This is a genomic window from Actinacidiphila guanduensis, from assembly GCF_900103985.1.
Taxonomy (GTDB): Bacteria; Actinomycetota; Actinomycetes; order Streptomycetales; family Streptomycetaceae; genus Actinacidiphila; species Actinacidiphila guanduensis.
Window position 1 is genome coordinate 140133 of record NZ_FNIE01000008.1, and the last position, 12599, is coordinate 152731.

At 74.6% G+C, this 12599-nt stretch carries 7 protein-coding genes; 3 read left to right on the forward strand and 4 right to left on the reverse strand.

All coding sequences use genetic code 11. The annotated features are described in order from the left end of the window. The first annotated feature begins 4 nt into the window (after positions 1–4). Complete coding sequence (locus BLR33_RS18710) at positions 5–1756, forward strand: mucoidy inhibitor MuiA family protein (protein WP_093785660.1); 1752 nt, start codon at positions 5–7, stop codon at positions 1754–1756. 297 nt (positions 1757–2053) lie between these two features. Further along, entirely contained in the window at positions 2054–4135 is a 2082-nt protein-coding gene (locus tag BLR33_RS18715; RefSeq protein ID WP_143031715.1) for a PD40 domain-containing protein, read from the forward strand. Between the two features lie 94 nt (positions 4136–4229). Here BLR33_RS18715 and BLR33_RS18720 read toward each other — a convergent pair whose 3' ends face one another. The 4 genes from BLR33_RS18720 to BLR33_RS18735 form a co-directional block, all read right to left on the reverse strand. Further along, a complete protein-coding gene (locus tag BLR33_RS18720) occupies positions 4230–5867 on the reverse strand; it encodes a S53 family peptidase (protein WP_093785662.1) in 1638 nt (545 codons plus the stop codon). 102 nt (positions 5868–5969) lie between these two features. Next, a complete protein-coding gene (locus BLR33_RS18725; protein WP_093785663.1) occupies positions 5970–9227 on the reverse strand; it encodes a helix-turn-helix transcriptional regulator in 3258 nt (1085 codons plus the stop codon). Positions 9228–9726: 499 nt separating this feature from the next. Continuing rightward, positions 9727–10482: a class I SAM-dependent methyltransferase gene (locus BLR33_RS18730; RefSeq protein WP_093785664.1), complete on the reverse strand. Its 756-nt coding sequence runs from the start codon at positions 10480–10482 to the stop codon at positions 9727–9729. 119 nt (positions 10483–10601) lie between these two features. Beyond that, positions 10602–11735, reverse strand: coding sequence for a phosphoenolpyruvate carboxykinase (ATP) (locus tag BLR33_RS18735; protein ID WP_093785665.1), 1134 nt, complete (start codon positions 11733–11735; stop codon positions 10602–10604). 132 nt (positions 11736–11867) lie between these two features. Here BLR33_RS18735 and BLR33_RS18740 point away from each other — a divergent pair, with 132 nt between their 5' ends. After that, entirely contained in the window at positions 11868–12329 is a 462-nt protein-coding gene (locus BLR33_RS18740) for a prevent-host-death family protein (RefSeq protein ID WP_093785666.1), read from the forward strand. Positions 12330–12599: the final 270 nt, after the last annotated feature.

Below are 12599 nucleotides of genomic sequence, written 5' to 3' on the forward strand. Positions count from 1 at the left end.
GGCGATGGACCGCGTGGTTGACGGTGTCGAGGACCGCGGTGCGGACCGCACGGTGACGGGCCCAGCAGGACCCGGGGGCCCGGCGGCCCCCGCCGCCGAGGACGCCCTGCGGCTGCCGATCACTGCCGTGACCTGCCTGGAGGACCGCGCCCAGGTCGAACGCTCCGGCACCGTCCATCTCGCCGCGGGCGTCAGCCGGTTGCGCATCGGCCCGGTCACGCCGCTGGCCGTGGACCGCTCGCTGCGGGCCGAGTTCACCGCTGACCCGCAGGCCGGGCAGGGCGGTTCGCCGTCGGAAGAGGGCCCGATCTCCGCCGGGACGGCCGGTGTTCGGGCCGCGGCACCCCGCGTGCTCGACACCCGCGTCGTGCGTGTGCACACGCCCCCGCCGCCCGGCGAGCCCGGCCGCGACGCCTCCGTGCTGCGGCGCGAAGTCCACGCCCTGGAGCGGGAGTCGCAGGAGGTGCGGCAGCTGCAGGAGCGGCTGGAGAGCGCGCTGGCCGTCGTCGAGCAGGCCCGGGCCGATGTCCACCGCGACATCGTGCAGGGCGCCGGCGCGGGCGACGCCGACCCCGAGCGGTGGGCCGACCGGCTGGACCGGGTCGAGCAGGAGGCCGAGGCCCGCATCGGCGAACTGCACCGCCAGCGCCGCCGGTTGCACGACGTCGAGCAGGAACTCGCCGAGGCCCGTGCCGCCTTGGCCGCGACCGAGAACGAACCGCCATTGCTCACCGCCCACCTGGAAGTCGTCGTGGAAGCCGGGAGCGCGGGCGCCGCGCACCTGAAGGTGGCGCACCTGGTGCCCTGCGCGGTGTGGCGGCCCGCCTACCGGGCCACGCTCGCCGAGGACCGCGGCACCGTCCGGGTGGAGACCGACGCCTTCGTGTGGCAGCGCACCGGCGAGGACTGGGACGGGGTGCGGCTGTCGCTGTCCACGGCGCGGCCGACGCTGGCCGCGAGCCCGCCGCGGCTGACCGAGGACGTCCTGACGCTGCGCGACCGCTCGGCCGAGGAACGGCGGACGGTCGAGGTGGACCTGCGCGAGGAGGAGATCGCCACCGTGGGCGCCGAGTCGGCGCCGGCCGCGACCGGCACGGGCGCCCTGCCCGGCCTGGCCGACGGCGGTGCCGTCCGCGTCCTGGCCGCGCCCCGGCCCGTTGCCGTGCCCGGCGACGGGCGGCCGCACCGGGTGCACCTGTCCGCCTTCACGGCCGCCTGCCGGGCCGAGTGGTCCAGTGCGCCGGAGCTGTCACCCCTGGTGGTGACGACCGCGCGGTTCACCAACGAGGCCGGGCACGTGCTGCTGGCCGGACCGGTGGACCTGCTGCGCGGCAGCGGCTTCCGCGGCCGTGGCGAGCTGCCCTTCGCGGGCGTCGGCGAGGAGGTGCGCCTCGCGTTCGGCAGCGAGGACGACTTCCGGGTGGTGCGCCATGTCGAGGAGCGGCGCGACACGGCGGGCCTGGCCGCGATCAACCAGCGCACCGTCATCACCCGCGAGGTACGGCTGTTCGTCTCGCGGCTGGACGCCGGACCGCAGGCGGCGGGCGAGCGGGAGGTGGTCGTGCGCGAGCGGATACCGGTCTCCGAGGTCTCGGCGGTGGAGGTTCGGCTGCTGCCCGGCGCCTGCGCGCCGGACCCGGGGGCGCCCGACGCCGAGGGCATCGTCCGCTACGACCTGCGGCTGGCCCCGGGCGAGCGGCGCGAGATCACCCTGGCGTACGAGATCACGGCAGCGGCCTCCGTCACGGGCCTGTGACCGTCCTCGCCCCTGGGCAAGATGCGCGGGCCAAGGGTCAACGGCTTTGCCGCGTAAGGAACGTGGCAGCCCCTTTTGGTGGCCTGCTGTTCACACGGAATTCGGCGTTCCCTTCCGTCAAGATCCTTTGCGGCCCGTAGCGTCCACGGGCCGACAACCGGTCCCCACGCGCGGCGGTGCGCCCACGCACCCGCGAGCGCCGGGGCCGACAGCAACGGGGGGCGGCCGGGGGGCCGTCGGCACTTCGCATCAGGTCGATGCCTTCTTCGGGCATCGCGTCATTGGGGGGTCTTCCACTTGGAAGCTCGTACGCGCCGCAACCTCGCGGTGCTGACTTCGGCCGCGTCGCTGGCGGCCGGTGTTCTCGCGGCCACCGCGCCGCAGGCCGGAGCGCTGACCATCAGCGCCACCACCGGCCAGATCTCCACCGTGGGGGCCGACGGCGTCCACGTCGCCAACCCCGACGGCTCCGGCTCGGCCCTCGTGCCCGGCCTGCCCGACCCGTACGGCATGTCGCCGAACTGGGCGCCCGACGGCAGCCGCCTGGTCGGCGGCACCGACGACCCGGGCACCTTCCTGAGCACCCGCACGGTCGGCACCGCCTCGCCCGTCACCACCGTGTGGCCCACCGGCGGCGCGGGCGGCTCGCAGTACTCCGACGCGGTCTACTGGCTGGACGGCAGCTACGTCGTCACCAGCGACACCGTCCAGCTCTTCTACGGCCCGTCCGACGCCTCCTTCGGGCAGCAGCCGCTGCTCACCGGCGCCAACGCGCCCGCCCAGGGCACCTGCGACCGGCACCCCACCGCGAGCATCCTCGGCCCGCTGGCCTTCCAGCGGTCCGCCTGCGGCAGCACCGACTCCGACATCTACGCGCTGGACCCGTCGACGGACGCCCTGCAGAAGATCGTCACCGACGGCGCCGAGCCCGCCTACTCCGCGGACGGCAGCCAACTCGCCTTCACCCGGGTCGTGGACGGCCACCGGCAGATCTTCGTGGCCGCCGCCGACGGCAGCGACCCCAAGCAGATCACCACCGACGCCTCCGACCACCACGACCCGGCCTGGGACCCGGCCGGCGGCCGGATCGCCTACGACGTGGTCACCGACGCGGCGAGCGACAAGCGCGAGACGCACCTGCTCGACCTGGCCGACGGCAGCACCAGCCTGTTCAACGGCGCCACCGGCCGGCCCGCCTGGCAGCCGGTCCGCAACAACACCCTGGACCGCGTCTACGGCACCGGCGACATCACCATCGACCAGGCCGCCTCCCGCTTCACCTTCGACACCACCGGCGCCACCCACCAGCCCGGCCTGATCACCGCCCACTCGGCGGTGCTGGTCAACAAGGGCAACGGCACCTACGCGACCCCCGCGGTCTCGCTGGCCGCCGAGAAGCAGGGCCCGGTCCTGATGACGTCGGCGACCTCGCTGGACGCCACCGCCGTCGCCGAACTCAAGCGCACCCTGCCCAAGGGCAGCACCGTGTACCTGATGGGCAACACCAACCTGCTCAGCGCCAACGTCGCCTCGCAGATCACCGCGCTCGGCTACACCGCGCTGCGGATGGACGGCACCGACCTCGCCGCGGTCTCCGCCCGCACCGCCACCCAGATCACCCACACTCCCGACTGGGTGTTCGTCGCCGACGGCAACGACTACCACGACCCGATCGCCGCCGCCAGCGCGGCCGGCGCGCTCGGCTACAAGGGCCTGGGCGTGGTGCTGCTCACCAAGGGCACCACCATCCCCTCCTCGGTCCAGAACTACCTCAACTCCCTGGACCCGAACACCACCAACCTGGTCTCGGTCGGCGCCAACGCCCGCACGGCGCTGGAGAACACCGCCCTGGCCAAGCCCTGGCAGTTCTACGACGTCAGCGGCAGCTCCAACGAGCAGACCGCGGTCAACCTCGCCGAGTTCTGGTGGTCGGCGCCCAACGCCGCCACCGTGCAGGACACCTGGACCTGGCAGAACGCCGTCACCGGCAACGCGGTCACCGCGACCTACGGCCCCGTGCTGTGGTCCACGGTCGACGTCCTGTCCGACCAGAGCAAGGCGTACCTGACGACGGAGTCCGCGAGCGTGCAGGAGGTGGCGACCTTCGGCGGCAACGACGCGTACTCGCCCACCAACCGCAGCGACATCGGCAACGCGATTGGCATCGACAGCGCCCACATGACCACCCTCTGGTGGGCCGGCGGCGTGCTGCCGGCCCAGGCGGGCTCGGCGAGCAAGTCCCTGGCGAAGGACTTCGCCCGGTCCCTGCCCACCGTCCGCACGCCGCAGGGGCAGGCCCCCGCGCCCGCCCGCAAGTCGCTGACCGTGGACATCCCAGGCGCGCAGCTCCCGCCGCGCACCGACTCCACGCGCCGCTGACGGAAGCGGCGGTAGCGGCGAAGGAGCCCGGGCAGACCGCCCGGGCTCCTTCGCGTATCACACGGAGAGTTGACGGAGCGTCAGCTCACACCGCTCACTGGCTGAGCAGCTTCGTGGCCAGCGTGGCCGCGTTGTACGAGCCCCAGCCGGTGGTGAAGTCCCAGCCGGTGCCCGCGGAGTAGGCGCCGTTGCTGCCACTGGTGATGTCGTGGAAGCCGGTGCCGTTCGCCGCGTACAGGGCGGGGTTGGCGAAGCCCAGGCCGGGCTTACCGGCCGCGGCGGCCTGCTGGTTGTAGAGGGCGGCGAAGGCGGCCCACTCCGGCGCGGCCGCGCTGGTGCCGCCGACCTGGCCCCAGGAGCCCTGCGAGTAGATCGACACGCCGGGCGAGGGGTTGGCGAGCGCCGCGACGTCCGGCACCTGCCGCTTGCCGCCGCCCTGGCTCTTCTGCACCGGGGTCTGCCAGCTCGGGATGGCGAACTTCGAGGACTTGCCGCCACCGCCGCCGGACCACGCGGTTTCCCGGCTCCAGGCGTTGGACGACGTCACCGTCAGCGTGGTGCCGCCGACGCCCGTGACGTACGGGTCGCTCGCCGGGTAGTCCACCGAGGTGCCACCGGTGCCCGCGTCGTCCGAGCCGCTGTCGCCGGAGGCCGCGAAGAAGCCCAGGCCCTCGGCAGCGCCCTGCTTGAACACCGCGTCCACCGCGGTGATGTTGGACGAGGTGCGCTGCGTCTCGGCCGCGCCCCAGCTGATCGACGTCACCGGGATGCCGCTGTCGACGATCGCCTGATAGGTGTCGACCTCGCCCGCGTCGGAGTTCGGGCCCTCGAAGACGGTGACCTTCGCGGCCGGCGCGACCGCGTTGAGCACCTCGATGTCCAGCTCGACCTCGACCTGGCCGTCGCCGAGCGACCCCGAACCGCCGTCCACCTTGTGCACGGTGGGCGCCGACGAGCCGAGCCCGTAGTGGCTGTCGTACGTGGTGATGTTCGACTGCTGGAAGCCGTCGAACTCCAGCAGCGCGACCTGCTGGCCGCTGCCGGTGTACGTGCCCGACACGTTGTAGCCGCCCTTGATCTGCGCCGGGGTGTAGCCGCCGCCGGGGCCGTTGTGCGGGGCCGCCGCGGGCTTCAGCGCGGTGGGCTGGTGGCGCAGCTTGGCCTGGTTGTTCAGGCCCGAGACGTCGCTGACCACCGAGGCGATCGAGGCCGGCAGCGAGGGCGCCGCGTCGTTGGCGTAGAAGCTGCGCCCGGTGGCGGCGTCCTTGTACGTCGACAGCGACGTGCCGAACGCCTTCTGCACCTGGGCGGCGGTGCCGGTGGCGTCCACCAGCAGGTTGCCCGAGTGCACCGCGCCGACCTTCAGGCCCTGGGCGGCCAGGTAGTCGGTGACCTTCTTGACGTCGGCGTCGCTGCGCCCGAAGCGGGCCGCGAACTGCGCCTTCGTCAGGTAGTGGCCGTAGGACGAGGAACGCGGGTCGCTCACCTTCGCCACGAAGGTGTCCAGTCCCGCGGTGTCACGGGACTTCAGGCTCACCGCGACGGTTATCCGGTCGCCCTGCGCCACGGCGCCGGTGCGCACCGCGTGCGAGGAGAGGTTCGGCAGCACGTCGCCGGCGATCTGGGCACGCACGGCGTCGGGGTGCGCGGAGGCCGCGTACGCGGCCGGCACGGCTGCGGCCAGCAGCGCCGGGGCGGCGGCCACGGCCAGCAGTTTCAGGCGGAGAGTCACGAAGGTCCTCCAAGAGGTGGTCGGTCCCCTGGGGGCGGGGCCGTCCACCACGCTATGGAGTCGCGCTGTCGCGCATAAGCGTGGGAACCCTTGCGACCGACGTTAAGGGTGCGTTTCCTGTGACCAACGAGGTGTTGCGGAGGCCATCGCGTGCACCAGCGCCGTCCGCGAGCGCACCCCGAACCTGCGGTACAGCCGCGACAAGGTGCCCTCCACCGTCTTGACGCTGATGAACAGCTCGGCCGCCACCTCGCGGTTCGTCGCCCCGCCCCGCACCAGCTCCGCCACCCGCGCCTCGGCCGGCGTCAACCGCGCCTGCCCGTCCGGGGACTGGCCGTCGACCCGGGCGAGCTCGGCCGCCGCCCGCTCCGCGAAGGGGGCCGCGCCCGCCCCCTCCGCCAGCCGCAGCGCCTCGGCCAGCAGCTCCCGCGCGGCCGTCTTGTGCCGCGCCCGCCGTTCCACGGTCCCCAGCGCGATCAACGTACGCGCCAGGTCCACCGGCAGCTCCAGCCCGCGCAACCGCCCGGCCGACGCCCGCAACAGCGCGGCCCCCTCGGCGAGTTCGCCCCGAGCGGCGGCCTGCAGCCCGGCGGCGCGCTCCAGCGACGCGAGAACACTGCCGGGCACGTGCCCGGCCGAGGCGTACAGGAGGGCGGTGAGTTCGGTGGGTGCGGTGTGCGCGGTAGCCCGCGGCTTCGCTGCTTGCGTCGGCGGAGCTGCCGGCGCGTGTGCGGCCCGCCCGGGGCCTGCCGCTCGCGCCGACGCCTGGCCGAGGACCTCGCCTGCCGCCTCCGTCTCGCCGAGCACCGCCAAGGCCTCGGCGAGGTCCGCGTACCAGCCCAGCAGTGGCGGATCGGCCGCGCCCATCGACACCCCGATCCGCACCACCCGGCGCAGCGCCTCCACCGCCTCGGCCACCAGCGCGCGTTCGCCGCTGAACAGCCCCGCCTGGCCGAGCGCCGCCGACGCCCGCAGCAGGAACAGCTGGTCGCCGTCCTCCTCCGACGCCCGCACCGCCCGCAGCGCCAACTCCCGTGCCTCCGCCGCGCTTCCGCCGTACGCCTCCGCCAGCGCGGCCACGTACAGCGCCGGCGCCGACGCCATCCGCGCCTCCGCCGCGATCCGCATGCAGCGCGCGGCCGTGCGCCGCGCCTGCCCGCAGTCCCCGGCCCGCACCTGCACCCGGGTGAGCGCCACCAGCGCCGCCATGGTGGCCTCCACGCCGTCCGACTCGCCGTCGGCCGCGAGGAGTTCGGTCAGCTGGCGGCCGGCCTGCGCGACGCGATCGGAGTCCAGCGCGAGCACCGCCTGCATCCTGATGAGCCCGCGGCTCTGCGGGCCGCTGTCGGGAAGATGCGCGGCCAGCTCCATCGCCTGCTCCAGCGCCCGCTCGGCCGCCTCCGTCTCCCCGGCCAGCGCGCGCACCCGTGCGAGCGTGGACAGGGCGGCGATCCGCAGGCCGGGATCCTCGGCCGCGGCGGCGCAGCGGGCCGATCGACGCGCGTTGAGTGCGGCCTCGTCGAGGGCGCCGGTGAGCAGACCGCGCACCGCGGCCCAGTGGTGGAGCGCGGCCTCGAGCCCCGGGGCGCCCGCGGCGTCGCGCAGCCCGTCCTCGATCAACTCGCCGTGGTCGCGCAGCGCCTGGCCCGCCGTACGCAGCAGCACCAACCGGGCCCGGACCCGGCAGTGGGCGTCCGCGGAGTGCGCGAGCACCGCGCCCGCGGCCCGCTCCGACTCCCCCCAACGGCCCGCGTCGCAGGCGAAGTCGGCCGCCTGCACCAGCCGCCGGTCGCGCTCGGCGGCCTGGTGCACGGGGGTCCTGCGGACCGCGAGCTCCGCCAACTCCGCCGCGGTGCCCGGCTCCCCGCGCTCCCTGGCCGCGCGTGCCGCGGTCATCAGCGCCGCGGAAGTGGCCGCGTCCTCATACGGGCGGGCCAGCGCCAACTGGCGTGCGGCCTCGGCGGGATCGGTCGCCGCCGCGGCCAACCGGCCGTGCGCCGCCCGGCGTTCGTGTGCGGGCGCCGCGTCGTACACCGCGGCCCGCAGCAGCGGGTGCACCAGGTGCACGGCCTGGGCCGCGTCGGTGCCGGCCAGGCCCGCGCGGGCGGCCTCGGCGAGCGCGGCGGCCGTGTCGGGCAGGCCGGCCGCCTGCAGCAGCGGCAGGGTGGGGTGCTCGGCCGCGGCCGCGAGCAGGAGGGTGTCACGGGCGCCGGGCGGGAGCCGGTCCAGCGGCTCGGTCAGCAGCGTGCGCAGCTCCTCGGGCACCGGCAGCAGGCCGCCGGACTCCGCAGGCAGGGTGTCGGAGGCGGTGTGCCGGGCCAACTCCCGGGCGTAGTACGGATTTCCGGCCGCCGTGCGAATCACCGCGCGTAGCACGGGCGCTGGCAGCCGCTCGGGCTGCAGCAGCCGGGCCACCTCCTCGTCCGGCAGCGGCGGCACCGCGAACTCCGCGCTGCCCGGCGGGCACAGCCGCGCCCCGGCCGGTCGGCCGCCCTCCGGCGTACGCTCGGCGGCCGCGACGGCGATCCGGTCGCCCTCGATCCGGCGGGCGGCGAAGGCGACCACCGCGGCGCTCTGCTCGTCCAGCCACTGCAGCCCGTCGACGACCACCAGCACCGGCGCCATCGCGGCGAGCAGGTGCAGCACCTCCAACACGGCGAGCCGGATGGCGAGTTCGTTGGGCCGCCCGGCGGCGCCGCGGCCGTGCAGCACCGCGATGGGCAGCGCCTCGCGCAGCCCGGGCGGGACCTGGCCGAGGATCTCGCGGGGAACGCGGGCGAGGAGGTCGATGATGCCGAGGTAGGGCAGTTCGGCGTCGGCGGGGGCGGGGGAGCAGCGCAGTACGCGGGTGCCGCGGGCGGTTTCGGCGGCGGCGAGGGTGGTGAGGAGGGTGGTCTTGCCGATGCCGGCGGGTCCGTACACGAGGACACCGCGGTGCTCGCGCAACTGGGCTCGCAGGGCGCCCAGGTCGCGCTCGCGCTCGGCCTCACCGGCGGTTGCCGCTGTCGGGTGCGGGCCGCGGTGGGGTTCACCGTGGGATGGGGTGCGGGGTGTGGCGGGTGCCGGGGACCCGGCGGGCGCGGTGGGTGCGACGGGTCGGGTGGGTGCCGCATGCCGGACGGGTCGGGCGGGGGCGGCGGGTGTCGGGGGCGCGACGGGCGCGGTGGATGCCCCGGGCCCGACAGATGCGATGGGCCCGACGGGCGGGGTGGGTGTCGCGGGCCCGACAGGCCGGGTGCGAGCCGCGGGCGCGATGGGCCCGGTGGGCGCGGTGGGGACGAGGGGGCCGGTGGGTGTCGCGGGCCCGACACCTGCGGTGGGCGCGGTCGGCGCGGCGTCGGGGGCGGCTGGCTGCGGCACTGCGGGGTGCCTCCTTCGTGGTCGTACCGGTCGTACGCGATGTCACCGGGTCCCCGTCGCCCGGCCCCTCCGCGGTGGCTCCCCACCGCGCGTCCCCTTCTCCGCGACCGCGCCCGGTCCGCTGCGCCGCGCGGCACTGCGGCGGTGCGGTGCCGTTGCGCCGCGGCGGCTCGCGGTGTGGCGGTTCACGGCGTGGCCGTTCGCGGTACGGCGGGCTGCGCCGCGTGGCGCTCCACCGTGTGGCAGCGCGCCGTGAGGCGGCCCGCAAGCCGATAAAACGACCATCCCATGTGCTCATGACAATCATCAGAAAGGTGTGTGTCAATATCCCCTCCCCGCAGCCCAGGACCCGCCCGAAGGTCTTGGCGAGCCCTTTGCCAACGCCCGCAGCCCGCCCGCCCTCGGCGTGACCCGTCCACGGCGCGGCGGTGGTGCATCCCCGTCTCCGGTGGGGTGCTCGGTGGCGGCCACGGACAGCTCCCCGGGGCCAGGGCGTCCGCTACAGACGCCGCGCGAACGCCGCATGCACCCCGCGTGACACCGCCATGCTCCCCCCGACGTCTTCGATCGCCTCGTACAGTGCCGCTTGGAGGGCCGTCAGGTTCTCGGGCGCGAGGGCCCGGTGGTCGCTGAAGGTGGCGAGGAGACCGACCCACTCGGTGGCACTCACTGTGGTGTCCCACCGGTACGTGCGGGTTTCGACCGGCCCGAACGCCGCGATGGGCTCGAAGGGCTCGCTCCGCGCCTGGAGCGGTTCGTAGCTGTGCGTCCTTGCCTTCGGCGCGTGCTCGTCGTAGATGCGCTGGAAGACCGCCTCGACGCTTGCTTCGAGGAGGTAGGAACTCCAGAACAGCGCGAGCGTGCCGCCGGGACGCAGCAGCGCCGCGGCCTTCTCGCTGCCGACCACCGGATCGATCCAGTGCCACGCGTCGGAGCACGTGATCAGGTCGAAGCGGCGGCCCGCGGCGTCCCAGGACTCGAAGCTCGCGACCTCCACCGGGACCCCGTGCGCGCGCGTGACATCGGCCATCCGTCCGTCGACCTCCACTCCGAGCACCCGCATCCCGCGGCCGGCCAGGGCAACGGCGACCTTGCCCGTACCGCAGCCGACATCCAGCACGTCGACGGCCCGCAACGCGACGAGATCATCGACGAGGGCGTCGGGAGGGGAGGGCCGGTACCGGTCGTACTGCTCGCTGTCGGAGCCGAACGACTGAGCGCGCGCCCGATCCAGGTGGTACTTCGGCAACGTCATGAGTCCGACGCTAATTGACCGCCCGGCCCGGACTCATGCTGAGAACGGCGCCTCTCAGGCGCCACCGGACCGCGCGGCGGGTGCACGGCCGGTGAGCCGGCGTACGCAAGATCGCAACCTCAGACCGTGGCGGTCACCTTGGTCAGGAGGGCAGTGTTGGCCGGGATGTCGTGGCTGAGGCGGAGCGCGTGGTGGGGCAACCGGGCGAGGCGCGCGGCCACTTCGGCTCGTACGCCGGGGTGACCGCCGCTGTCCACGCCTTGCGCCTGCCCGAAGATGTCGGGGTAGCGGTCCTCGGTCGTGCCCGTCATGAAGTCGGCTTCGCTCACGGAACGGGTGCCGTCGGTGATGGCCGGGAGCGTGCCGGGGAGGATCCGGGGGAAGAGGAGTGCGGCCGCCCGGCCGTTGGTGGCGAGCGGCACGTCGAACAGGGCGGGGAACTGGTCCGGGAAGACCTGCACCTTGTGCTCCCGCCGCCCGTACTCCCACCGCGGGGTGTGGTCGCCCGCGAGCAGCGCCTCCGTCACGGACTCGTGCTGCGTCGGGTGGAAGCTGCCCCCTGCCCGCAGGTGCTCGCGCGCGGTGTCGTCCCAGCCGAGGGAGTGCAGCAGGCCGAGGCCCAGTGCGGCCGCGGCCGGCCAGGGCAGGACCTCGACGTCCCGTTCGCCGGTGGGCCGGACCAGGACCCGGTCGTTGGCGAGGAGTTGCCAGCCGTTGGAGGCGAGCAGCAGCGCGGTGGTGGTCTTCCCGGCGCCCTTGCCACCGAAGGCGAGCACGGTCGCGCCGTCGTCGGGTCGTACGACGGCGGAGGCGTGGAGTACGGCCCAGCCGTCGCGCAGGAGTCGGCCGCGGACGGCCTCCCGCGCGAGGCGGGCGGCGGCCGGGGCGAGGAGGTGAGCGTGGGTGCCGGCGAGGACGAGGCGCCCCGACGACGGCGTGCTGCGGTAGCCGATCCCTTCGCTCGTCGAGGTGGCGATGATGTCCCGGCCGTCGCGCGCGACCAGGAGCGGGTGCTTGGCGTAGACCGCGGCTCGCACGGGGCGGTCGTCGTGGACGAGAAGGGTGACCTCCTCGTAGCCGTCCGGGTCCACGTCCGCGATCACGACGGGCTCCGCACCCACGGCGGCGGCGTCCACCGACGTGGCGTTCCACCAGGGGCCGAAGTACCGCAGCGCCCAGTCGGTGACCACGTCGCTGTTGCTGCGCACGGTGACGGCCGAGGCGGCGACCTCGAGTCGGGTAGCACTGCTCATGCGCCGATCCTCCCGGACAGAACGGGCGAGCGTGGGAAGTCGGCCGCAACCGGCCCAGCCCCAGGCAGCCGCAACGGCCGGCAAAGGCATGCCCGGTACGGCCACCGCGCTGCTCCGAAGTACGCTCCGGTCATGTCCGCCTTGACTGTTACGTTCTCCGATCTGTCGAAGAACTCCGAGCGGGTCGCCGACACCGTCGAGCGTGCCCAGCGCGTCCACGTGACGCGCCGGGATGGCGAGGACCTGTACCTCACCACCGAGCGTCATGACCGCCGGCGCGAGGAGACGGCCGAGGTCACCGCGCGACTGCTTGCGGCCCTGACCCGCAGCGACGAAGGTGTCCGCGCGATTCTGATCGCCTTGCCCGAGGTCTTCCCCTGGGTCCGATACCTCTCGGCGGAGGAAGTCCGTGCATTCGTCCTGGACCTGGTGGACGCAACGCGCGACGTCGCCGAACTGGATGCGCACACCAACCTGCACCGGGTGATCGTCGAGTGGCGCGCCACCGCCAGGATCCTCGCGGACCCCGAACTGACGGCACAGCTGCGGGCTCCGCTTCCGGACGAGGGCCACGGCGAGGTTCCTGCCCCGTGAGCCCCAAGCGCGGGGGCGACGCCCCACTACCGCCTATCGGCAACGAGGGGCGTCTCCGCTTCGCCACGAATGATGCGGCAGAAGGGAGCGGGGTCGACCTGTGCGCCGAGGCTCCGTGAACACTCGTCGCTGCCCGGGGAGCGGCCTCGGTGGAGCGGCTCCCTCGCGGCTGGCACCGCGGCCGGGCCGCCCGCTCGAATCCCCCGCGCCCCCTGCGCAAGGACACCCGTACGCGCCGCAGGCTGCCGCCGCCGTGCGGTAGCGTCGGCG

Bases quoted from the DNA above. Each gene is read 5' to 3' on its own strand.
- BLR33_RS18710 (WP_093785660.1), top strand. From the start codon at position 5: ATGGACCGCGTGGTTGACGGTGTCGAGGACCGCGGTGCGGACCGCACG.
- BLR33_RS18735 (WP_093785665.1), bottom strand. From the start codon at position 11,735: ATGAGCAGTGCTACCCGACTCGAGGTCGCCGCCTCGGCCGTCACCGTG.
- BLR33_RS18740 (WP_093785666.1), top strand. From the start codon at position 11,868: ATGTCCGCCTTGACTGTTACGTTCTCCGATCTGTCGAAGAACTCCGAG.
- BLR33_RS18730 (WP_093785664.1), bottom strand. From the start codon at position 10,482: ATGACGTTGCCGAAGTACCACCTGGATCGGGCGCGCGCTCAGTCGTTC.